We start from the raw sequence: 22,881 nt of genomic DNA on the forward strand, positions 1-22,881 counted from the left end.
CTGGCCGTTCTGCGCCGGGCCGCTCGATGAGCTGCGTTCAGAGCGACCAGCTGGCCTGCAGGGACGGACGCTTCGAGAACTCGGCGAACCACTCGGCCACCGCGGCATGCCGCGTGCGCCAATCGAAGTCGCCGAAGCGCAGGTCGAGGTACCAGAGCGCGCAGGCCACGGCGAGGGTGCCGATGTCGACGCGCCCGGGTGCCAGCAGCGCGGGATTGGCGTCGAGGTGCGCCAGCGATGTCTCGGCCTTGTCCAATTGCGCGGCACGCCATTCGGGCCAGCGCAAAGCCTCCGGCCGAGCCACGTCCTCGTAGCGCGCCAGCAGCGCGCCATCGAGGATTCCGTCCGCCAGAGACTGCAGGGTCAGTGCGTTCCAGCGCGCCGCACCGCTGGGGGGGAAGAGGCGGCCGCCGGCCAGGCTGTCCAGGTACTCGCAGATCACCCGGCTGTCATACAGGACCTCGCCGTCGTCGGTGATGAAGGTGGGAACCTTGCCCAGCGGGTTTTTCGGGATGATCTCCTGATCGCGCTGGACCGGGTTCGCGTTCGACGGCAGCAGTTGCACGCGCTCGCCGAGGCCGAGCTCGTGCGCCACCACCAGGCACTTGCGAACGTAGGGAGAGAAGGGAGAAAAGTAGATCTTCATGAGCCGATGGGTTCCGTCGTTGAGTGTTCAGGCGCCTTGGCGAGATGCCGCCCGGCGATCCAGCCGAAGGTCAATGCCGGGCCCAGCGTGATGCCGGGCGCCGGGTACTCGCCGCCCATCACCGAGTGCATGTCGTTGCCCGCCATGTAGAGGCCGGGGATCGGCCGGCCTTCGGCGTCGAGCGCCTGGGCATTCTCGTTGCATGCGATGCCTGCTGCGGTTCCGATGTCGCCGGCCACCACCTTGATGGCGTAGAACGGCGCGCGCCGCAGCGGCCCCAGGCAGGCGTTGGGCTTGTGATCGGGGTCGCCCAGATAGCGGTTGTATTCGGTGCTGCCCTTGCCGAAGTCCTCGTCCTTGCCGCTGGCGGCCTGCGCATTGAAGCGCGCGGCGGACGCCTGCAGGCGCGCGCCGTCGATGCCCAGCGATTCGCCGAGCGAGCCGAGCGTAGGCGCCTTGTGGAGGTAGCCGGCGCGGATCAGGTGCTCGCGCGGCCGGCCGCCCGGCAGCGCCAGGCCCATGCCCCACTTTTCCATGAAGTCGTGGTCGCAGACGAGGTACACGGGCAAGGACGGCACGGTCTCGTGCGAGCGGTACATGGCGCGCACGAACTCGTGATACGAGGTCGACTCGTTGACGAATCGCTCGCCGGCCTGGTTGACCGCCATCAGCCCCGGCTTGGCGCGGTCCCAGACCAGGTGCGGGTAGCGCACCACGCTGCCGTCCGGCCGCTGCAGGATCGACACCGGCGCCCAGAAGGCCGGGTTCGAATGGCCGCTGCCCATGGCCGCGCCGGCGTCACGGGCAAGCGCAATGCCTTCGCCGCGATTGCCTTGCGGTGCCATCGACCAGTTCCCGGTCGGCTGTGGATACAGCTCGCTGCGCAGGGTCTCGCTCCATGGAAATCCGCCCGTGGCCACCACGACGCCGCGCCGCGCGCGCACCCGCACGGTCTGTCCGCCGCGCAGCAATGCGACCCCCGTCACGCGGCCGCCGGCCCGCAGCAGCTGCTGCAAGGGCGCCTCGAGCCAGTAGTCGATGCCGCGATCCAGGACGCTCTTGAAGAGCCGCGCGGCGAGTGCATTGCCGAGCACCAGGCGGGTGCCGCGGTGGTATCCGCGCAGCCGGTCGCCGAAGTAGCGCAGCACCAGCCTCACGCCCTCGCGCCACGCCGTGAACGACTTCGTCACCGCGAGCAGGTGCTTGGCGTCCGTCATCGTGATCATCATGCCGCCGAGCACCATGAACTCGGGCAAGGGATCGCGCAGTTCCTTGAAGTGCCGGCCCAACAGGCGGCCGTCGAACATCGCGGGATCCAGCGAGCGACCGCCCAGCGCCGCGCCCTCGCGGTCGGGGTAGTAGTCCGGCGAGTAGCTGCGCGCCACGAGTTTCACTTCGGTGTTGCGCTCGAAGAAATCGACCATGCCGGCGCAGCTGCGCAGGAAGGCCTGCTGCATCGCGGCCGGCGCAGCGTCGCCCACGGTGCTGCGCATGTAGGTCCAGGCCTTGTCGAAGCTGTCCGGATGGCCGAGCATCGCGGCTTGTGCATTGAGCGGCGCCCATACCGCGCCGCCCGACACCGCGGTCGATCCGCCGACGCGGTCCGTCTTCTCGGCGATGAGCACGCTCTGGCCCTCGATGCTGGCAGTCAGGGCCGCCGCCATGCCACCGGTCCCCGCGCCGATCACGACGACGTCGTATTCGGCGTCCCACCTTTGCGCGTTCATGCGCCGGATCCGCCCAGGGACTTGCCGCCGTCGACGAAGAGCACCTGGCCGGTGATGAAGCCTGTCTGCGGCGACACGAGGAAGGACACCGCCTGCGCGATGTCCTCGGGCCGCCCGGCCTTGCCCGTGGGCTGCAAGGCCAGCTGGGCCTGCAGCCGCTCGGGCGTGAGCGCGCGCAGGATCGGCGTGTCGATCAGCCCCGGGGCAATGGCATTGACGAGGATGCCGCGCGGCGCCAGCTCCATGGCGCTGGCGCGGGTGTAGCCCACGACCGCGGCCTTCGAGGCGACATAGTGCGGATGGTTCCTGGCACCGAGGTAGGCGCGCGAGGCGATGTTCACGATGCGCCCGCCATCGGGCATCGTCTTCGCCACCTCCTGCGTCAGCGTGGCGACGGCGATCAGGTTGACCTCGTAGGCGCGCCGGAAATCCGCATTGCTGACCTCGAGGAACTTGCGCTCGTCGAAGATGCCCGCGTTGTTGACCAGCGCCTGCACGGGCGGAAGCAAACGCACCAGGCCGCGCACGGCGTCCTCGTCGGTGAGGTCGAGCACGCGGCACTGCACATCGAGGCCGAGGCCTGCCAGGCGCTCGGTCTCGCGCTGCGCGAGCGCTTCGTCGCGATCGACCATCACCACGGAGAAGCCATCGCGCGCCAGGCGCTCGACGGTGGCCAGGCCCATGCCGCCGGCACCGCCGGTGACCAGGGCAATCGGTTTCTTGCTGTTCATGGGGAAGGGTCCTGTGTCATGCGGAAAGAAAGCCGCCGTCGACCGGCAGCACCACGCCATTGACGTAGCTGGCCATCGGCGAACAGAGGAAGACGACCGGGCCGACGATCTCGTCGACCTCGCCGCCGCGCGCCATCGGCACCCGCTTCATGTACCAGTCGGTGCCGCCCGGGACGGCCAGCTGCGGCGCCACCATCTCGGTCAGCATCAGGCCCGGTGCCACGGCGTTGGCGCGGACGCCGAACGGTGCCAGCTCGCGTGCCAGCACCTGGGTCAGCGAGCGCACCGCTCCCTTCGATGCCACGTAGCCCGCCGACGAGATGCCGCTGACGAAGGCGACGATCGAAGACAGGTTGACGATGCATCCGCGGGTCTTCTTCAGGGCGGGGACGAAGGCGTGCGTGACATTGAAGAGCCCCCGCAGGTTGACCTCGATCAGCCGGTCCCAGACCTCCGTGGCCTGCGGATCGTCGATGCGCGACTTGCCCGAGATTCCGGCGTTGTTGACCAGCACGTCGATCGGACCGAAGCGTTCTTCCAGCGCCGTCGCGCAGGCCTGCACCGCGGCGCGGTCCGTGACGTCGATGGCGACGCTCCAGGCCTGCCCGCCGGTCCGGACGATCGACGCGGCGGTGGCCTCGGCGCGCCCGAGGTCGATGTCGGCCACGATGACGCGCGCGCCCTGCGCGGCGAAGCCGTTCGCGATCGCCGAGCCGAGGCCGCCACCGGCGCCGGTCACGAGCGCCAGCTTGTCTTTCAATAGATCCATTCGATTGCTCCTGGAGGTGGAAGGCGGTGCATCAGACGCCGAGGTAGGCCTTGCGTACCGCGGGATCGCTGGCGAGCTGGGCGGACGGCCCCTCGAGCGTGATCTCGCCGTTCTCGAGGATGTAGGCGTGGCTGGCGACGGCCAGTGCCAGCCGCACGTCCTGCTCGACCAGCAGGATGGTCAGGCCCTGTTCGCGGTTGAGCCGCTGGATCGACTCGAAGATCTGCTCGACCAGCACGGGAGAAAGGCCCATCGACGGCTCGTCGAACATGATCATGCGCGGACGCGACATCAGCGCCCTGCCGATCGCGAGCATCTGCTGCTCGCCGCCGGACAGCGTCGCGGCGCGCTGCTCGATGCGTTCCTTCATGCGCGGAAACATCGCGAACACCCGGTCGAGGTCTTCGGCCATCTCGCGGCGGTTTCCGCGCAGGAAGGCACCCAGCTCGAGGTTCTCGCGCACGCTCATCTCCTTGAAGACCTCGCGGCCCTCGGGCACCTGCACCAGGCCGCGCCGCACGATCTCGTCGGAAGGCAGCCGGTGGATGGCGGAGCCGGCGAATGTCACTTCGCCCGCACTCGGATGGATCAGGCGGGAGATGGCGTTGAGCGTGCTGCTCTTGCCGGCGCCGTTGCTGCCCAGCAGCGCCACGATGGCGCCTTGCGGCACGCTCAACGACACCTTCGACAGGGCCTGGATGGCCCCGTAGGAGGCACTGATGCCGCGCAGCGCCAGCATGGGTTCGGTCGGGGTGGTCTCAGGCATGCGCCGCTCCCTTGCCGAGGTAGGCTTCGATCACGGTCGGGTCCTCGCTGATTTCCTTCGGCGTGCCCTCGGCGATCTTCTGGCCGAAGGACATCACGGTGATGCGGTTGGAGATCGACATCACCAGCTGCATCACGTGCTCGACCAGCAGCACGGTGATGCCGTCGCGCTGCGCGAGCTCGGTCAGCAGCCGATCGAGGTTCTCGATGTCGCGGTTTCGCAGGCCGGCGGCAGGCTCGTCGAGCAGCAGCAGCCTGGGCTTCAACGCCAGTGCCCGGGCGATCTCGAGCAGCTTCTGGTGCCCGAAATCGAGCTCCTTGGCGCGCGTCTGGCGGTCGTGCGTGAGGCCCACGCGCTCGATCAGGCTGTCGACCAGGTCGCGGATCGCGCCACTGGGCCGGCGCAACAGCTGCCCGAGCGTGCCGGCGCTGTGGGAATGGCATCCCAGCAGCACGTTCTCGTAGACGCTGAGATCGCCGAAGAGCTCGAGATTCTGGAAGCTGCGGGCCACGCCCATGCCCGCCATGCGGGTCGGCGGGTAGTGGGTCACGTCCTCGCCGTCGATCCGGATCCGCCCTTCGGTGGGCTGGTAGTAGCGCGAGATGCAATTGAAGGTGGTCGACTTGCCCGCACCATTGGGGCCGATCAGCGCATGGATGGCGCCGCGCTCGACCTGGAACGAGAGGCTGTTGACGGCCACCAGCCCGCCGAAGCGCACCGTGATGCCGGACACCTCGACGAAGGGATGGCCGCTCATGGCTGACCCCCCTTTACCGCCTGGCGCGCGAGGCGTCGATTGCGGTCGGCGAACAGGCCCTTGGGCCGGAACATCATGAAGCCCATCAGGATCAGGCCATAAATGATTTCCTGCACCGACATCAGCTGGCGCAGCAGCTCGGAGATCAGTCCGAAGGCGATCGCGCCGGCCACCGCGCCGCGCACCGACCCCATGCCACCCACCACGACCATGGTCAGCACCAGGATGGTGGTCTGGAAGCCCAGGCTTTCGGGATGGATGAAAGAGGTGAACAGGGTGTACATGCCGCCCGCGATGCCGGCGAAGGCGGCCGAGATCGCGAAGGCGCTCTGCTTCATCGCCTTGACGTTGATGCCCATGGCCATCGCGGCCACGTCGCTCTCGCGCACGGCGCGCAGGGCCGAGCCATATTGCGATCGGGCCAGCGCCACGGTCAGCCACAGCATCAGCGCCGCCAGCACCATCACGAACGGATAGGCCTGCAGGTCGTTGGTCAGCTTGTAGCCGAAGAATTCGGCCGGCTGCATCTTCATGCCGTTGGAGCCGCCGGTGACGCCTTCCCAGCTCAGGAAGACCCATTGCATGGCTTCGCCGAAGGCGAAGGTCGCCAGGGCCAGGTAGATGTCGCGCATGCGAAGCGCCAGGTAGCCGATGAAGAAGCCCAAGACCGCCGACAGCAGGCCGCCCGCCAGGATGGACACGATGAAGGGCGGATGCCAGGCCGTATTGATGAGCCCCGCGGTGTAGATGCCGATGCCGTAGAAGGCGGCGTGCGCCAGGGCGAACTGCCCCGCCTCGCCGATCACCACGTGCATGCCGAGCGCCAGCACCACGAAGACCATCAGCAGGTTCACGACGTACAGCACGTAGCCCGACACGGTGAAGGGCAGCACGATGAGGATCAGGGCGGCAGCCAGCAGCGCCCAGTGGTCGCGGGTCATGGACTTCACACTTTCTTGACTTGCGGCTTGCCGCCCAGGATGCCCTGGGGGCGCACGATCAGCGTGACCAGGATGGCCAGGAAGGGGGCCACCACGATGGCGTTGGTCGAGATGAAGAGGCCCACCAGGTTCTCGACGATGCCGATGATCAGGCCGCCCAGCACGGCGCCGGGCAGGCTCGTGAAGCCGCCGACGATCGCGGCCGCGTAGGCCAGGATGGCGATGTGCGCGATGTCCGGCGTGATCAGCACCTTGGGCGTGATCAGCAGCGCGGCCAGCGCCGAGATGACGCCGGACATCGCCCAGACCATCATGCGGATGCGAGACAGGCGAATGCCCACGATCTGGGCGGCGCGCGGATTCATGCCGACCGCGCGCATCGCCTTGCCGATGCGGGTGTGGCTGAACATGAGGTAGATCAGCAGCATCACGACGACCGAACTGATGAAGATCGTGACGTCGAGCTTGGTCAGGAAGGCGTCGCCGATCATGACCGGGTCGTTGGGCACGATCGAAGGCAGCGAGCGCGGCGTGTCGCCCAGTCCCGTCTGCCGCACCAGGCCCTTGAGCGTGTAGGCCAGGCCGAGGGTGGCGATCACGAGCTGCGGGCCCACGCCCTTCGAATGCGTGACCCGCTCCATGACGACGCGCTGGAAAAGCGCCGCGCCGGCAGCCACCGTGATCACGGTCAGCGGAATGACGACCGCATAGGACAGGCCGGCGATCAGCAGCAGGCACAGGGCCACGTAGCCGCCGATCATGAAGATCTCGCCCTGCGCGAAGTTGGGCACGTCGGTGGTCTTGAAGATCGCGACGATGGCGATGGCCAGCAGGGCGTACACGCTGCCGGTCACCAGGCCGGACAGCACACCCTGCTGCAGGAATAGCCAGATCTCGCTGAGGCTCATGGGGTGCGAGAGGCGCCCGCTCGCACGGGCGCCTCGTCTCCTTGGTGAATTACTTGGGCTGGTAGGTCCACAGGCTGCGATAGGCGCCCGGAACCGGGGTCATCTCGCTGCCGTCGAACTTCAGGTAGATGGCCGACTTCTGGCCCGCGTGGTCGGTGGGCGTGAGCTCGATCGGGCCCGCCATGACGTTCGATTCGAACTTGGTCTGCGACAGCGCCGTCAGGAACTTCTCGCGCGTCGGCTGCGGGCCGGCCGCCTTCAGGGCGTTGACCACCGTCATCGCCGACGGGATCCCGTAGGGCATGTAGGTCTGCGGGTAGCCGGGCTTGGCGGCGAGATCGGGATAGGACGCCTTGTACATGTCGTACACCCACTTGAGCTTGGGGCCGCCAGCCACGTCGGCCATGACTTCCTGGAGGTAGACGTTCTTGAACGCCTCCTTGTTGCCGACGTTCTCGACCAGTTGCCTGAGGTCGGCCGTGCCGTTGACCGCGATCACGATGGGCTTGGTCCAGCCCAGTTCCTGGGCTTTCTTGACCAGCAGGCTGACGGGCCTGGCGTAGGTGGTGATGAGCAGCACATCGGGATTGGCCGCGCGGATCTTCAGCATCGGGGCAGTGACGTCGGTCAGGTTCGGCGCCACCGACTGCACCTGCAACTCGACGCCGATCTTCTTGGCCTGGAACTCGGCGGCCTCGAGGTTCCAGCCGCCATAGGCGTCGTCGTGGTTGATGTAGCCGATCTTCTTGGCCTTCAGGTGCTCGGCGGCGAACTGCACCATCGAGCCGCCCACGGCGCGCTGCGAGATCGAGAAGGCGCCGTAGATGTACTTGGACGGCGGATAGAGCGCGCCGTCGCCCGACGCATTGAGCATCACGAAGGGGATCTGCGAGCGCTCGACGTATTCGCGCGCACCGACCACGGCCGCGGAGCAGGAGCCGCCGTTGAGCGCGAAGACCTTGTCCTGCTCGGTCAGCTTCTTGACCGCGGCCAGCAGGTCGTTGGCGTTGCAGCGATCGTCCTCGATCACGAGTTCGATCTTGCGGCCGTGGATGCCGCCTTCCTTGTTGATCTTCTCGTAGTACATCTTCGCCGCGTTCATGACGTCGAAGCCATAGGCCATCGAGTTCCCCGACAAGGGGCCGAAGAGGCCGATCTTGATGGTCTTGTCGGTCACGCCGGGTTCCTGCTGCGCGTGCGCGGCGCCGATGGCCAGGCTGCAGACGGCCAGCGCGGCGAGGGTCTTGAGTCGATTCATGGTGTCTCCTTGGGATTGAATCTGCGAGTGGCTGGGTGTGCGTCTATTGCATGCGGTAGCCGCCGTTGACGTCGATGACATCGCCCGTGATGTAGGCGGCTGCCGGCGATACCAGGTAGCTGACCGCCGCGGCGACGTCGTCGACCGTGCCGACGCGGCCGAGCGGGATGTTCTGGGCGGCCGCGGCCAGCGCACCGCTGCTGGTGACGGTGCTGCGCAGCATGTCGGTATCGATCAGGCCGGGTGCGATGACGTTCGACGTGATGCCCAGATGCGCCGCTTCGCGCGCGAAGGCCTTGGCGTAGCCATGCACCGCCGCCTTGGCGCCGATGTAGGCGGCGCTCGAACGGTAGCCGCCGAGTTGCGCGGCGACCGAGCCGAAGAAGACGACACGCCCGTGCTCGACGTTCGCGGCCTCCCGCCGGCGAAGGTACTCGCGGCTGCAGAGAAACGCGCCGCGGGTGTTGACCGCGAAACTGCGCTCCCATGTATCCATGGTCATGTCCTTGATGAGGGGGCGCTCGCCGCCGGGAAGGATCAGGATGCCGGCCACGCAAACCAGCACCGAGACCGCGCCGAGCGTCGACTCGACATCCTCGAACAAGGCCTGCACCGCGCCCTCGTCGGCCACATCGACGGCGCGGCTCGCGTGCGGCGCGCCCAGGCTGCCGGCCACGCGATCGGCATTGGCGCGGTCGATGTCGGCCACCACCACCCGCATGCCCTCTGCCGCCAATCGGCGTGCAATGGCCTCGCCGATGCCCCGTCCCCCACCCGTCACCAACGCCCACCGGCCCTTGCTCGAACTGTCCGTCATGCCATTTCCAATCTTCAAAGTCGCGCTCCACCTGGCGCCTGCACGGAGTATGTATACATGCTTAACTGTATACACCGGTATTTACCCCAGTAATGTCGACTTTTTGCCAAACATGTATACTTGATCCGCGGCGGCTGCAAGCCGCTCGAACTGGAGGCAAGCCGTTGGAAACACTGTCGCAACAGGTCACGGACACGCTACGCAACTGGGTGCTGCACGGCCGCTTCAAAGCGGGCGAACGCATCGAGGAGATCCCGACCGCGCTCGAGATGGGGGTCTCGAGGACCCCTGTGCGCGCCGCGCTCGCGGCCCTCGCCAACGAAGGGCTGATCGATCACCAGCCCAAGCGCGGCTACCTGGTGCGCGAGTTCGAACTGGAGACCATCGTGGCGGCGTACGAGGTGCGCGCTGCCCTCGAGGGTCTGGCCTGCAAGCGGGCGGCTGAACGCGGCCTCAGCGAGGCGCAGGCGCAGACGCTGCGGGAGTGCCTGTCCGACGGCGACAAGATCCTGTCGAAGGGCGTGCTATTGCCCGAGGACCACGAGCCGTACCAGAAGATCAACGTCACCCTGCACAACACGTTCCTGGAAGCCTCGTGCAATCCCTGGCTCGGCCGATTTGCCGAGCAGGCGCACAACATCCCCTATGCGTCGGACCGCCTCGTTCTGTGGGACGTCGAGCATGCGGTGATCCTGCGCTCGCACGGCGACCACCACCGCATCGTCGAGGCGGTGCTCGCCCGGGATTGCACGCGGGCCGAGCAGCTGATGCGCGAGCACGTGTACTACGCCGGCATCATCTTCAAGCAGAACTTCGAGCGATTGCTGAAGGGGACGTCCGGGCGTGCCTGATCCTCGGCTTCCCGGCAGCCACGAGCGCGACTCGCGATCCGTGCGGCGACTTCAGCCTTGTCGCGAGGCGTTGATCGCCTCGTCGAGCTGAAGCACAGCGGCGGCGTTGCCTGCCGTCGTGGCCAGGGTGTCGATCGCACCCGTGCGCAAGGCACCCACGATGGCCGTCACCTTGCTGGATTCTGCCGCCACGGCGATCACGTTCGGAATGCGCTGCAGATCGCTGCGGGTCAGGCCGATGACGCGCCCCTGCATCGGCGTCATCGCCGGCTCGCCGTGAATGTCGATGAAGTCGTAGCCCATCATGTCACCCACGGTCCCGGCGCGCTTGGCTTCGGAGATCTCCTGCGGCGTAAACCACCCCATGCGCACCATGTTGCTGTCCACGCTCACGTCGCCGACGCCGATCAGCGCGATGTCGGCACGACGGGCCTTGTCCAGGGTGTGGCGCACGGTGTCGTTCTCGAGCAGCGCCTTGCGGATCAGCGGATCATCGACCAGGGCGGGCGCGTAGAGGGACTCGGACTCCCCACCGAAACGCGCGGCCAGGCGGCGCGCGATATGGTCCGCATTCATGGCCTCCCCGCCTCGATAGGAGCCCCCGATGGCGCTGACGAAGTTGCATTGCCGGCGGGTCGCCGACATCGAATGCTCGGACACCGAACTCACGTTGCGCCCCATTCCAACCGCGACGACGCTGCCATCCAGCAAGATGCGGTCGAGTTCGCTCGCCACCAGGCCCGCCAGCAGTTCGCGCTGCTTGTCCGCGTCCTGGTGATCGAGCGCGACCAGCGCCCGCCGAATTCCGAAGCGATCGATCAGCTGCTTCTCGAGATCGGCAGCGAAGGTGGGATGCGGCCGGACGCGAATCTCGACCACGCCTTGCTCCTGCGCCCGGCGCAGCAAACGGCCCACCGTCGCACGGGAGATGCCGAAATGCTTCGACAAGTCCTCCTGGGTGCGTCCGTCGATGTAGTACAGGGTCGCCAGCTTTGCCAGATCGCTTTCGGTCATGGATTCACGAGGATAGGGTGTCGTTCATTGAATTGTGTAGCCCCCGTCGATGATCAGGTTCTCGCCGGTAATCATGCCAGCATGTGCGCTGACCAGATACAGAATCGCCGCCGCGATCTCGGCCGGCTGCGCGAAACGGCCGATCGGGATCTTCTTCTTCATCGCCTCACCGACCTCGCCGGCCCACGCCTTCTTGCCGAGTTCGGTTTCGACGACGGTCGGAGAGACCGCATTCACGGTAATCCCCAGCGGCGCCCACTCGACGGCGAGCACCTGCGTCATCGAGACCATCGCCGCCTTGCTGGCGCAGTAGGCGACGTGGCGCTCCAGCGCGATCACGCTGGCCTGCGAGGCGAGGTTGACGATGCGGCCGCCGCCCTGCTTCTTCATCTGCGCAGCCACGGCCTGGGCGAGGAAGAACGGCGCCTTCAGGTTGATCGCCATGGTCTTGTCCCAGTCGGCCTCCGTGACCGCATCGGCGCGATCGAGCAGCGCCACGCCGGCGTTGTTGACCAGCATGTCGATACGCGCGAAGCGCTTGACGGCGCTGGCAACGGCAGCCTCGCGCTGGGCGAGGTCGGCCACGTTGCAGGCGATCCCGAGATGCTGGCCCGGCAGCCGCTGCGCCACCGCGGCGACCTGATCGCTCAGGTCGAGCAGCACCAGGCTGGCGCCCTTGGCGGCGAACAGCTCGGCAACCGCGAGACCGATGCCCGACGCGCCGCCGGTCACCAGCGCAACTTGTCCGGAGAGGTCAAACGCCTGATCGAAACCAAGAGACATGGCAACTCCCCCTTTACTTGCTGCGCTTGGCCAGCAGTGCGTCGGCGTTCTGCGTCGTGATCGGCGTCCACGGCACGTTGTACTGCCTGGCCGTGCCGTCGCCCCAGCTCAGGCCCGTGCCGGCGTATTCGGTCCACAGCGCGGCGCGCGGCTTGTAGCTCGGGCCTTCGATCTGTCGCAGCAGCACGTCGAGTCCGCCTTGCGCCTGACCTTGCGCATCTTGAAGAATGCTCACCATGTCACCGGACTTGACCGCCTTGATTGCATCGGTCACGCCGTCAATGCCCGCGACCGGGATGGATTTCGGCACCAGGCCCTTGGCCTTGACCGCCTCGATCGCACCGAGCGCCATCTCGTCGTTCTGGCCGATGATGCCGTTGATCTTTCCGGGATGTGCCGTGAGCCAGTTCTCCATCAGCGACAAGGCCTCGGCACGCGACCAGTTGGCCGTCTTCATTTCCAGCACCTTCACATCCTTGTACTTGGCGAGCGCGACCTGGTTGCCCTTGCGGCGCTCGATCTGCGCGGACTGCCCGATCGGGCCCTCGATGACCACCACGTTGCCCTTGCTGCCGATCGCCTTGATCACAGCCTCGGCTTCCATTTCACCCGCCACCGCATCGTCGGACCCGACGTACCCGGCGAGCTTGTTGCTGTTGACGCGGGTGTTGGACCCGACCACGGGGATCTTGGCCGCCGAAGCCTTCTCGACTGCCTCGGCGCCGGCCTGGATATCGATCGGCACGAAGAGAATGCCGTCGTACTTCTGCGTGACCATCGTGTCGAACTGGTTGTTCTGCGTCAGCGCATCGTACTTGCCGTCGAAGATCGTCAGCTTGACCGTGCCGTCCTTGACGGCCGGGTGGTCTTTCAGCGCATTCACCCAAAGCTGCATGAATTCGCCCTTGAGGCCATAGACGGCGGCGCCGATCTTGTAGGTCTTCTGTTGAGCCGCCGCGAACTGCGGGGCGGCAAGCGCGGCCACCGCGACGGTCAGGACGGCCAGTTTGAGGAATCGCATGGGGAATGTCTCCTTGGTTTGGATCAGTGATGGAGGAATGGACAGCAGGTCAAGCCTGCTTCTTGCGCGAGACATCGAGCAGCACTGCCGCAACGATGATTGCACCCTTGATGACCTGCTGGTAGTACGACGAAACGCCCAGCAGATCGAGACCGTTGTTGATGACGCCGATGATCAGCGCGCCGATCAGCGTGCCCGTCAGCGAGCCGACGCCCCCGCTCAGCGAGGTGCCGCCGATCACCACCGCGGCGATCGCGTCGAGCTCGTAGGCCACGCCCGCCTGCGGCAGTGCCGAGGTGGTGCGCGCCGCCAGAATCAAGCCGGCCAGCGCCGACAGCACGCCCGAGATCACGTAGACCAGGAAGATCACGCGGACGGTGTTGATGCCGCTGGTCTTGGCGCTCTTCTCGTTGCCGCCGACCGCGTACACGGCGCGGCCGAAGGTCGTGTACTTCAAGATGAACCAGAACACCAGGAAAGTCGCGGCCAGGATGATCACCGGCACGGGAATGCCCGCCAGCATGCCCTGCCCGATGTAGCGAAACCCGGGCGACAGCGCCGCAATCGGCATGCCGTCGTTGTAGATGAAGGTCAGGCCGCGCGCCACGCTGAGCATGCCGAGCGTGACGACAAAGGGTGCCACGGACAGCCCGGCGATCAGCCCGCCGTTGACGGCGCCGAGGACGGCACCCACCGCCAGCCCGGCGAGGATGCCGACCATCGCGTGGTGGGCGGTCTCGCCGGTCACCAGGCTGGCCGCGACGATGCCCGAGACGGCGAGCAGCGAGCCGACCGAGAGGTCGATCCCCTTGGTCAGGATGACGTAGGTCATACCGATCGCAAGGATCCCGTTGATCGACGTCTGGCGCAGGATGTTGACCCAGTTGCCCCAGCTCAGAAAGTTCTCGTCGGCCACGCTGAGCGTGACGCAGAGCACCAGGAAGGCGAGGACGATGCCGTAGTCGGCAAGCAGATGGCGCCAGCGCAGCTGGTTGGCGGGCGCGGCGGCGGTGGTGGTGGGAGCGGCGTTCATGGCGTGGGTCCGGTCGAGGATGGAGAGCGTCTCGGGTCAAGACGCGAGGTGCAGGAGTTCCTCCTGCGTGGCGGAGTGGCCGTCGATCACGTCGGAGACACGGCCCTTGCGAAAGATGGCGATGCGGTCGCTCAGGTCCAGCACTTCGGGCGCCTCGGACGACACCACGATCACCGCATTGCCCTGCTCGGCGAATGACGCCAGGAACGCGTACACCTCGCGTTTGGCGCCTTCGTCGATGCCGCGCGTCGGCTCGTCGCACAGCAAGCACACCGGGTTGGTGGCCATGCAGCGCGCCAGCACCACTTTCTGCTGGTTGCCACCGCTCAACCCGGACACCGCCATGGCCGTGCTGGCCAGCTTGATCCGCATGCGTTGGACCATCTCGCTGACAAGCGAGCGTTCAGCCGCCCGGTCGACCACCGAGGCGCGCTGCAGCGCGGGCAACGCGGCCAGGCTGGTGTTGAAACTGACCGACGAGCTGAGCACCAGGCCGGAGGCCTTGCGGTCCTCCGTGACGAGCGACAGCCCGGCCTTGATCGATGCAGCCGGATTTCCCTTGGGCAACAACTGGCCGCGAAGACGGGCCTCGCCGGTATCGGGGCGCGTCAGTCCGTAGAGGCAATTGAGAAATTCACTGCGACCCGACCCCATCAGGCCGTAGATGCCCAGGACTTCTCCGGGCGCCACATCGAGGCTGATGTCGGCGAATTCGCCCTTGCGCGACAGACGCCTCACCGACACCAGGGCATCGCCGGTCGGCGCGGGCTTGCGCTTCTTGTCGGCGATGCGCACTTCCTGCCCGACGATCAGCTTGACGAGCTGGCGCCGGTCGATGTCGGCCAGCTTGCCGGCCTGGACGAAGCCGCCGTCACGGAATACGGTGTAGCTGTCGGCGATCGTGAAGATCTCGGAGAGCCGGTGCGAGACGTACAGGATGCCGGCGCCCTGCGCGGTGACGCTGCGGATCGCGTCGAACAGGATGTCGGTCTCGCTCTCCCCGATGGCCGACGTCGGCTCGTCCATGATGATGATGTCGCTGTCGCGGCTGAAGGCCTTGGCGATCTCGACCAGCTGAGTCTGCGCGAGACTCAGGCGCCCCATCAGGACGCGCGCATCGATATCGAAGCCCAACTTGCGCAGCAACGCGTTGGCCTGCGCGAACAACGCCGGGTAATTGATCACCAGCCCGGCACGCTTGGGCTCGCGGCCGAGGTAGATGTTCTCGGCCACCGTCATGCCCGGGATTGGCGACAGCTCCTGCGTGATGATCGAGATGCGATGCGCGATGGCCTCCTGCGGCGATGCGAAATCCACCGGCTGCCCCTTCACCGCCACCTCGCCGGCATCGCGCCGCAAGATGCCCATCACGATGTTCAGGAACGTGGATTTGCCTGCGCCATTACCGCCGCACAGCGCGTGAACGCTGCCGGCATGCAGTTCGAGGCAACCATTGCGCAGCGCCGGCACACCGCCGAAGCTCTTCGCAACGCCTTTGGCGGACAGCAATGGGATGTTCATGGCAGCTTCTCGCATCAAGAGGGCGAAGGGGCTTCACGCATCCGATTCGCGGGCCGGCGAGGCTTGCGAACGCTCGTACTCGGTGATCGCATCGACCTTCAGGGCCGACTGGCCACCGTCGAAATTCGAGCCGATGAAACGATCGACGATCGCCTTGGCCAGTTCGGAGCCGATGACACGTGAACCCAGCGTGACGATCTGGGCGTTGTTGCTGCGGCTGGCCCGCTCCGCCGAGTAGGTGTCGTGGGCCTGTGCCGCCCGGATCCCTGCCACCTTGTTGGCGGAGATCGCCATGCCGATACCGGTTCCGCACAACAGTACCCCCCGTTCGTGCCGCCCCTGGACGATCGCCTCAGCCACGGCAATGCCAATGTCCGGATAGAGAACCGGCTGGTTGTCATGGGTTCCGAAGTCGACGACCTGGTGCCCCTGATCCAGCAAATGCTGCTTGACGACGTTCTTGAGGTCGCAAGCCGCCTCGTCACAACCAATCGCAATGTTCATGATTTCCTCGATGTATGGATGGCCCAGTGGGTGATCCAATGTTCATGTCATGAGCAAAAGTATCTTGGTGGACCGCGCAAATGTCAAACCCATGATCCAGAGTCATCTTCAGAAAATGAAGATAAGTGATTGATTTATCTAGACTTCTTGAAATAGGCTAGGATTTACCCTTAGAAAAAAGCAACGCGCTCCGGATTGACTCGCTGAATTTGCGTGATCACAATAGTCATCATGTGATCATTTGATCAACCCTTGGCGATTGTGACCCACCCCCATTCGACGGAGACTTTTCATGACGATGAATCGCGTAATCAACAATCCGGACCTGGTGGTCGAGGACATGCTCCAAGGCTGGCTGATCGCGCACGCCGACACGGTGCGCGTCAGCGAGGGCAACGCCCGGGTGATCCACCGGCTCGGCGCACCGGAACGAGGCAAGGTCGGCATCGTGACCGGCGGCGGATCGGGCCACGAACCGGCCTTCATCGGCTATGTCGGCGACGGGCTCTGCGACGCGGTCGCTGTCGGGGAAATCTTCTCGTCGCCCACCGCCAAGAGCTTCCTTGACGCCATGCGCGCAGCCGATGGCGGCGCCGGCGTGGCCTGCCTCTACGGCAACTACGCGGGTGACAACATGAACGTCAAGATGGCCATGCAGATGGCCGCGCGCGACGGCATCACGGTCCAGACGGTGGTGGCCAACGACGACGTGCCCTCGGCGCCGAAGGGCGACGAGGCCAAGCGGCGCGGCGTCGCCGGCGAGATCCTGATGTGGAAGGTGGGCGGCGCCAAAGCCGCCATGGGCTCCAGCCTCGACGAGGTGATCGCCGCCGCGCAGAAGGCCATCGCCAACACCCGCAGCATCGGCGTGGGCCTGTCGGCCTGCGTGATCCCGGCGGTCGGCAAGGCGAATTTCCACATCGAGCACGGCACGATGGAGGTCGGCATCGGCCATCACGGCGAGCCTGGCATCGACGTGCGGCGCACCGCCACCGCTGCCGAGATGGCCGAGATGATGCTGGATGCCATCCTGCCCGACTTGCCCATCGTCGAAGGCGATCGCGTGGCCGTGTTGATCTCCGGCCTGGGCGCCACGCCGGTCATGGAGCAGTACATCCTCTACGGCGAGGTGGCCCGGAGGCTGGCCGCGCGCGGCGTCACGGTTGCCTTCAACCGGGTGGGCAACCTGTTCACATCGCTGGAGATGTTCGGCGTGACGCTGACGCTGATGAGGCTGGACGACGAACTCGAGGCCTGCCTGAAGGCGCCTTGCCGGTCGGCGGGCATCACGGTGGAGGGCGTGCCCAGCACGCGCACCTATGCGAACCCGCAGATCCCCGCGATCGCGCCGCAGGCCGCGGCGGCGCCGTCAGGCGTGCGCGCCTCGGCCGCGCCGCGCACGGTCGAAGGCCCGGCCATCATGCTCGGCCAGGCAGGCGGCCTGGTGCGCGACCTGATTGCCACCATCGTCGAGCACCGCGAGTTCCTGAGCGAGATCGACGGACTGATCGGCGACGGCGACCACGGCATCAACATGGCCAAGGGTTTCTCAGGCTGCGGCGCGCGCCTGGACGCAATCGGAGAAGCCCGCGCCGCTTCGCTCCCAGCGGCGATGGCGCAGTTGTCGCAGGCATTGATGGATGACATCGGCGGATCCATGGGCCCGCTGTACGGCAACTTCTTCCTCGGGTTCGTCAACACCTTGGAGCCCCACACGCAACTGGACGCCAAGCTGTTCGGCGAAGCCCTTGTCGCGGCGGTAGCCAACGTGCAAAGCATGGGCAACGCCCAGGTGGGCGACAAGTCCCTCATCGACACCCTGGTACCGGCGCGCGACGCCTTTGCCGAGGCCCTGAAGGACGGAGCCGGCTTCTCCGGCGCACTGCAGGCGATGAGCGCTGCGGCCGAGGCCGGCAAGGACTCCACCAAGGATCTCCAGGCCCGCATCGGCCGCTCCGCCCGCCTGGGTCCGCGCTCCATCGGCGTGCTGGACGCCGGCGCGACCTCCTGCTGGCTGATCCTGCGCGCGATGGCGCAGTCCCTGCAGCGCCAACTCGCCTGAGTCTGCGCCGTCGCGCAGTTCCGACCCGAGCCGCCTTGACGGCGGCTCGTCCAACGCTTCCTTTGTCCACACGAATCGAGCCATGACCGACCCGACCCGAAGCACCCTCGCCCACGCGCTGCGCGTGCTGGCCATGGACGCCGTACAGCAAGCCAATTCCGGACACCCGGGGATGCCCATGGGCATGGCCGACATTGCCGAAGCGCTCTGGCGCCACCACTTGCGCCACGACCCGGCACATCCCGATTGGGCCAACCGTGACCGCTTCGTGCTGTCGAACGGCCACGGTTCCATGCTGCTGTACGGCCTGCTGCATCTGAGCGGCTATGACCTCTCCATCGACGACCTCAGGTCATTTCGACAACTCCACAGCAAGACGCCGGGCCACCCCGAATATAGCTATGCGCCCGGCGTCGAAACCACGACCGGGCCGCTCGGCCAGGGCATCGCGAACGCGGTGGGCATGGCGCTCGCCGAGAAGCTGCTGGCGGCCGAGTTCAACCGCGAGGGCCACGCCATCGTCGACCACCGCACCTGGGTATTCCTGGGCGACGGCTGCCTGATGGAAGGCGTGAGCCACGAGGCCTGCTCGCTGGCCGGTACCTGGGGCTTGGGCAAGCTGACAGCCTTCTGGGACGACAACGGCATCTCGATCGACGGCCACACGGCGGGCTGGTTCGGCGATGACACGCCGGCGCGATTTGCGGCCTACGGCTGGCACGTGATCCGCAGCATCGACGGGCATGACCCGAAGGCGCTGGATGCGGCCATCGCCGAGGCCGCCGCGCAGAGTGCCAAGCCGACGCTGATCTGCTGCAAGACGACGATCGGCTTCGGCTCACCCAACAAGGCCGGCACGCATGACAGCCACGGCGCGCCGCTCGGCGCCGCGGAGGTTGCCGCCACGCGCGCGGCGCTGGGCTGGACCCACGGGCCTTTCGAGATACCGGGCGAGGTACGCGCCGCCTGGGATGCACGAGAGGCCGGCGCGCAGCGGCATGCCGACTGGGCCGCGCGCTTGGCCGCCTACGCGCGCGCCCACCCGGCGCTCGCGGTCGAACTCGAGCGCCGGCTGAAGGGCGAGTTGCCCGAAGGCTTCGACGCACAAGCGCAGCGAGCGCTTGCGAATGTGGCCGCCAAAGGGGAAACCATCGCGACACGCAAGGCCAGCCAGAACGCGATCGCCTCGCTGGTTTCGACGCTGCCCGAACTGCTGGGCGGATCGGCCGACCTGACGGGCTCCAACCTCACCCACTGGCCGGGCTGTGTCAGCGTCACCCCCGAGCGCCTGCGTGCCGGCAAGGGCGGGAACTACCTGCACTACGGCGTGCGCGAGTTCGGCATGGCAGCCATCCTGAACGGTGTGGCGCTGCACGGCGGGTTTCGCGGCTTCGGTGGCACTTTCCTGATGTTCAGCGAATACGCCCGCAATGCGCTGCGCATGGCGGCGCTGATGAAGCTGAACCCGATCTACGTCTTCACGCACGACTCGATCGGCCTGGGCGAGGACGGCCCCACCCACCAGCCGGTAGAGCAGACCGCCACGCTGAGACTGATGCCGAACATGGACGTCTGGCGCCCCGGCGACGCGGTCGAGACCCAGGTCGCCTGGACCGCGGCCCTGCAAAGCCGCGACCACCCGACCAGCCTGGTGCTCAGCCGGCAGAACCTGCCACACCAGCCGCGCAGCAGCGAGCAACTCGCGGCCATCGCCCGGGGTGGTTACGTGCTGAATGAAGCCGTCGGTGGAGTGCCGCGCGCAGTGCTCATCGCCACCGGCAGCGAACTGGCGCTGGCCGTCGCCGCGCAGGCAGAACTGGAGCGGCAAGGTGTGCCGGTGCGAGTGGTGTCGCTGCCCTCCTGGTTCCAGTTTCGCCGGCAAGACGCCGCGTGGCAGGCGAGCGTACTGCCACCCCGAGTGCCGCGCGTGGCGGTGGAGGCCGGCGTGACGGCCGGCTGGCGAGAGGTCGTCGGGCTGGACGGCGCGGTGATCGGCCTGGACAGCTTCGGCGAGTGCGGCCCGGCCGCGGCGTTGTTCCAGCATTTCGGCATCACGGCCGAAGCGGTCGTCGACGCGACCCGCAAGGTGTTGGGGCAGAACCCCCTTCGGATCGAGTGACCCGCATGAATGATCAAGGCCATGCCACCATGCCGCCATCGCGAAGCTGGACGCTCGCACGCTATCTGATCGAGGAGCGCCGTCGCCTTGCGCAGGTCGATGACGACCTCGATGCCCTGATTCTCGACGTGTCGCTCGCTTGCAAGGAGATTGCCGCCATCGTCGGCCTCGGCGCGCTGGGCGACGGCACGCCGGCGCCGGCCGGCGGCGCCGTCAACGTGCAGGGCGAGGTGCAGAAGCCGCTGGACGTGATCAGCAACGCGCTGTTTCTGCGCACGAACGAGCGGAACGGGCGCCTGGCCGGCATGGCCTCCGAAGAGATGGACGAGCCGTTCCAGATCCCGGCGCAGTACCAGCGCGGAAAGTACCTGCTGGTGTTCGATCCGCTGGACGGATCGAGCAACATCGACGTCAACATCTCGGTGGGCAGCATTTTCTCGATCCTGAGCGCGCCGAAGGAGGTGATCGAAAGCGGCCGCGACGTGGTCGAATCGGACTTCCTCCAGCCGGGCGCGAATCAGGTGGCTGCAGGCTACGCGCTCTACGGGCCGACGACGATGTTCGTGCTGACCATCGGCAACGGCGTCGCGGGCTTCACGCTGAGTCCCGGCCTCGGCGAATTTGTGCTGACGCACAGGGACATCCGGATTCCGCCGGACACCCATGAATTCGCGATCAACTGCTCGAACAGCCGCTTCTGGGAAGCGCCGGTCAAGCGCTACGTCGACGAGTGCCTGGCCGGCAAGATCGGCCCGCGCGGCAAGGATTTCAACATGCGCTGGATCGCCAGCATGGTGGCGGAGGCGCACCGCATCCTGATGCGCGGCGGCGTCTTCATGTACCCGCGCGATACCAAGGATCCGAGCAAGCCCGGACGTTTGCGCCTGCTGTACGAAGCCAACCCGATCGGCATGGTGGTGGAGCAGGCCGGAGGCCGCGCAAGCACGGGCTATCAGCCGATGCTCGGCGTGCCGCCGAGCGCGCTGCATGAGCGCATCGGCCTGGTGTTCGGCTCGAGGAACGAGGTCGAGCGCATCGAGTGCTACCACCAGGAACCGGCGGCGCGCGACAGCGGCACGCCGCGGGCGCTCGCCGAGCGCAGCCATGTCCGCGATGGCGGGCCCGCCACCGAATCGTGACCCCACCCAGGAGAACCGCATCATGGCCCTCGTCTCCCTGCGCCAAGTGCTCGACCACGCCGCTGAGCACGGCTATGGCGTGCCGGCATTCAACGTCAACAACCTCGAGCAGATCCACGCCATCATGGAGGCGGCGCAAGAGACGCAGTCGCCGGTGATCCTGCAGGCCTCGGCGGGCGCGCGCAAGTACGCTGGCGAGCCCTACCTGCGCCACATGGTGCTGGCTGCCGTCGAGGCGCACCCCGACATCCCGGTGGTGCTGCACCAGGACCACGGCGCCTCGCCGGCAGTCTGTCAGCAGGCGGTCCGCTCGGGCTTCACCAGCGTGATGATGGATGGCTCGCTGCGCGAGGATGCCCGCACGCCGGCCAGCTACGACTACAACGTCGAGGTGACGCGCAAGGTCTGTGAGATGGCGCACGCGATCGGGGTATCGGTCGAAGGCGAACTCGGCTGCCTGGGCTCGCTGGAAACCGGCGAGGCCGGCGAAGAGGACGGCGTCGGAGCGGCCGGGAAGTTGAGCCAAGACATGCTGCTCACCGATCCCGACGAGGCCAGGCGCTTTGTCGCGAATACCGGCGTCGACGCACTCGCAATCGCCATCGGCACCAGCCACGGCGCCTACAAGTTCACGCGCGAGCCCACCGGCGACATCCTGGCCATCGAGCGGATAGCGCAGATCCACGCCGCGGTACCCAACACGCACCTGGTGATGCACGGCGCGTCCAGCGTGCCGCAGGAGTGGCTGGCGATCATTCGCCAGTACGGCGGCGACATCAAGGAAACCTACGGCGTTCCGGTCGAGGAGATCCAGCGCGGCATCCGCAGCGGCGTGCGCAAGATCAACATCGACACCGACATTCGTCTGGCGATGACCGGCGCGATGCGCAAGGTGTTCGCCGAGCAGCCGGGCGAGTTCGATCCGCGCAAGGCGATGGCGGCGGCCAAGAGGGCGGCGCGCGACATATGCAAGGTGCGCTTCGAGGCCTTCGGCTGCGCCGGGCACGCGGTGCGCATCAAGCCGATTCCGCTCGAAGCCATGTCGGCCCGGTACGCCTGATGTCGATCGTCGAGAGCGATGCCCTCACGGTGCCGAGGCCGGGACCCGCTTGATGAAGGAGCCTTCGATGCGTCTTCATCCAGTGCTTCGCAACCCAGGATTCTTCCATGCCCCAAGTCAATTCATTCGATCTGCTGCTGTTCGGCGGCACCGGCGACCTTGCCATGCGCAAGCTGCTGCCGGCCCTGTACTTCCGCCACCGCGACGGTGATCTTGCGCCGCATGGCCGGATCCTGGGCCTGGCGCGCGAGCAGCTCGGGCGCTCGGACTTCATCGCGAAGGTGAAGGCCAGCTTTGCCAGCTTCGTGCCCGCCGCGGACATGGACGAGGCGACCTTCGCGAGCTTCGCCGAACGCCTCGACTACGCCAAGGTGGAGGCGAACACGCCCGCGGATTTCGATGCRCTGGCCGAGGTGCTGAAGGATTCGCCGGCCGAGGTCCGGGTCTTCTTCCT

The 22,881-nt window shown here is 66.8% G+C and carries 21 protein-coding genes and 1 pseudogene; 6 read left to right on the top strand and 16 right to left on the bottom strand.

The features are described 5' to 3' along the window. Positions 1-37 precede the first annotated feature (37 nt). From AC1DYD_RS31585 to AC1DYD_RS31630, 10 genes are read right to left on the bottom strand one after another with little or no spacing between them, the layout of a single operon-like run. Positions 38-646, bottom strand: coding sequence for a glutathione S-transferase (locus AC1DYD_RS31585; RefSeq protein ID WP_478176692.1), 609 nt, complete (start codon positions 644-646; stop codon positions 38-40). Next, the gene (locus AC1DYD_RS31590) at positions 643-2,373 is read right to left on the bottom strand and encodes an FAD-dependent oxidoreductase (protein WP_478176693.1); all 1,731 of its coding nucleotides are present in this window, start codon (positions 2,371-2,373) and stop codon (positions 643-645) included. The genes AC1DYD_RS31585 and AC1DYD_RS31590 overlap by 4 nt, the downstream gene beginning before the upstream one ends. Beyond that, a complete protein-coding gene (locus AC1DYD_RS31595; RefSeq protein ID WP_478176694.1) occupies positions 2,370-3,104 on the bottom strand; it encodes an SDR family NAD(P)-dependent oxidoreductase in 735 nt (244 codons plus the stop codon). Before AC1DYD_RS31595 ends, AC1DYD_RS31590 begins: the two co-directional genes overlap by 4 nt. A gap of 16 nt (positions 3,105-3,120) precedes the next feature. Beyond that, the gene (locus AC1DYD_RS31600) at positions 3,121-3,873 is read right to left on the bottom strand and encodes an SDR family NAD(P)-dependent oxidoreductase (RefSeq protein WP_478176695.1); all 753 of its coding nucleotides are present in this window, start codon (positions 3,871-3,873) and stop codon (positions 3,121-3,123) included. Between the two features lie 31 nt (positions 3,874-3,904). Then, positions 3,905-4,639 carry an ABC transporter ATP-binding protein gene (locus AC1DYD_RS31605; RefSeq protein WP_478176696.1) on the bottom strand — a complete coding sequence of 245 codons (735 nt, stop codon included), beginning with the start codon at positions 4,637-4,639 and terminating at the stop codon, positions 3,905-3,907. Then, positions 4,632-5,396, bottom strand: coding sequence for an ABC transporter ATP-binding protein (locus AC1DYD_RS31610; RefSeq protein WP_478176697.1), 765 nt, complete (start codon positions 5,394-5,396; stop codon positions 4,632-4,634). The genes AC1DYD_RS31605 and AC1DYD_RS31610 overlap by 8 nt, the downstream gene beginning before the upstream one ends. Continuing rightward, a complete protein-coding gene (locus AC1DYD_RS31615) occupies positions 5,393-6,337 on the bottom strand; it encodes a branched-chain amino acid ABC transporter permease (protein ID WP_478176698.1) in 945 nt (314 codons plus the stop codon). Before AC1DYD_RS31615 ends, AC1DYD_RS31610 begins: the two co-directional genes overlap by 4 nt. A 5-nt stretch (positions 6,338-6,342) precedes the next feature. Then, positions 6,343-7,245, bottom strand: coding sequence for a branched-chain amino acid ABC transporter permease (locus AC1DYD_RS31620; RefSeq protein WP_478176699.1), 903 nt, complete (start codon positions 7,243-7,245; stop codon positions 6,343-6,345). A gap of 49 nt (positions 7,246-7,294) precedes the next feature. Next, positions 7,295-8,503, bottom strand: a complete 1,209-nt coding sequence (locus tag AC1DYD_RS31625) for an ABC transporter substrate-binding protein (protein ID WP_478176700.1) — start codon at positions 8,501-8,503, stop codon at positions 7,295-7,297. Positions 8,504-8,546: 43 nt separating this feature from the next. Beyond that, positions 8,547-9,320 carry an SDR family NAD(P)-dependent oxidoreductase gene (locus AC1DYD_RS31630; protein WP_478176701.1) on the bottom strand — a complete coding sequence of 258 codons (774 nt, stop codon included), beginning with the start codon at positions 9,318-9,320 and terminating at the stop codon, positions 8,547-8,549. 164 nt (positions 9,321-9,484) lie between these two features. On the opposite strand from AC1DYD_RS31630, the gene AC1DYD_RS31635 reads away from it, so the two are divergent. Next, positions 9,485-10,171: a GntR family transcriptional regulator gene (locus AC1DYD_RS31635; protein WP_478176702.1), complete on the top strand. Its 687-nt coding sequence runs from the start codon at positions 9,485-9,487 to the stop codon at positions 10,169-10,171. 51 nt (positions 10,172-10,222) lie between these two features. Here the strand turns inward: AC1DYD_RS31635 and AC1DYD_RS31640 are convergent, their stop codons facing one another. From AC1DYD_RS31640 to rpiB, 6 genes are read right to left on the bottom strand one after another with little or no spacing between them, the layout of a single operon-like run. Then, positions 10,223-11,185 carry a sugar-binding transcriptional regulator gene (locus AC1DYD_RS31640; RefSeq protein ID WP_478176703.1) on the bottom strand — a complete coding sequence of 321 codons (963 nt, stop codon included), beginning with the start codon at positions 11,183-11,185 and terminating at the stop codon, positions 10,223-10,225. Between the two features lie 24 nt (positions 11,186-11,209). Then, the gene (locus AC1DYD_RS31645; RefSeq protein ID WP_478176704.1) at positions 11,210-11,968 is read right to left on the bottom strand and encodes an SDR family oxidoreductase; all 759 of its coding nucleotides are present in this window, start codon (positions 11,966-11,968) and stop codon (positions 11,210-11,212) included. A gap of 13 nt (positions 11,969-11,981) precedes the next feature. After that, positions 11,982-13,013, bottom strand: a complete 1,032-nt coding sequence (locus tag AC1DYD_RS31650; protein ID WP_478176711.1) for a substrate-binding domain-containing protein — start codon at positions 13,011-13,013, stop codon at positions 11,982-11,984. A 25-nt stretch (positions 13,014-13,038) separates the two neighbouring features. Next, positions 13,039-14,022: an ABC transporter permease gene (locus tag AC1DYD_RS31655; protein WP_478176705.1), complete on the bottom strand. Its 984-nt coding sequence runs from the start codon at positions 14,020-14,022 to the stop codon at positions 13,039-13,041. 36 nt (positions 14,023-14,058) lie between these two features. Beyond that, the gene (locus AC1DYD_RS31660; RefSeq protein ID WP_478176706.1) at positions 14,059-15,543 is read right to left on the bottom strand and encodes a sugar ABC transporter ATP-binding protein; all 1,485 of its coding nucleotides are present in this window, start codon (positions 15,541-15,543) and stop codon (positions 14,059-14,061) included. A 33-nt stretch (positions 15,544-15,576) separates the two neighbouring features. After that, positions 15,577-16,047, bottom strand: a complete 471-nt coding sequence (rpiB, locus tag AC1DYD_RS31665; protein ID WP_478176707.1) for a ribose 5-phosphate isomerase B — start codon at positions 16,045-16,047, stop codon at positions 15,577-15,579. A 292-nt stretch (positions 16,048-16,339) separates the two neighbouring features. On the opposite strand from rpiB, the gene dhaL reads away from it, so the two are divergent. From dhaL to AC1DYD_RS31690, 5 genes and pseudogenes are all read left to right on the top strand, one after another. Next, entirely contained in the window at positions 16,340-18,109 is a 1,770-nt protein-coding gene (gene dhaL, locus AC1DYD_RS31670; protein WP_478176708.1) for a dihydroxyacetone kinase subunit DhaL, read from the top strand. A gap of 82 nt (positions 18,110-18,191) precedes the next feature. Beyond that, positions 18,192-20,228, top strand: a complete 2,037-nt coding sequence (tkt, locus tag AC1DYD_RS31675) for a transketolase (protein ID WP_478176709.1) — start codon at positions 18,192-18,194, stop codon at positions 20,226-20,228. A 29-nt stretch (positions 20,229-20,257) separates the two neighbouring features. Further along, positions 20,258-21,367 carry a class 1 fructose-bisphosphatase gene (locus tag AC1DYD_RS31680; RefSeq protein ID WP_478176712.1) on the top strand — a complete coding sequence of 370 codons (1,110 nt, stop codon included), beginning with the start codon at positions 20,258-20,260 and terminating at the stop codon, positions 21,365-21,367. 22 nt (positions 21,368-21,389) lie between these two features. Then, entirely contained in the window at positions 21,390-22,427 is a 1,038-nt protein-coding gene (gene fba / locus AC1DYD_RS31685; protein ID WP_478176710.1) for a class II fructose-bisphosphate aldolase, read from the top strand. A gap of 107 nt (positions 22,428-22,534) precedes the next feature. Further along, positions 22,535-22,881: pseudogene (locus AC1DYD_RS31690) on the top strand (glucose-6-phosphate dehydrogenase); the annotation flags it as partial.

It is taken from the genome of Variovorax sp. P4_B11 (assembly GCF_056402355.1).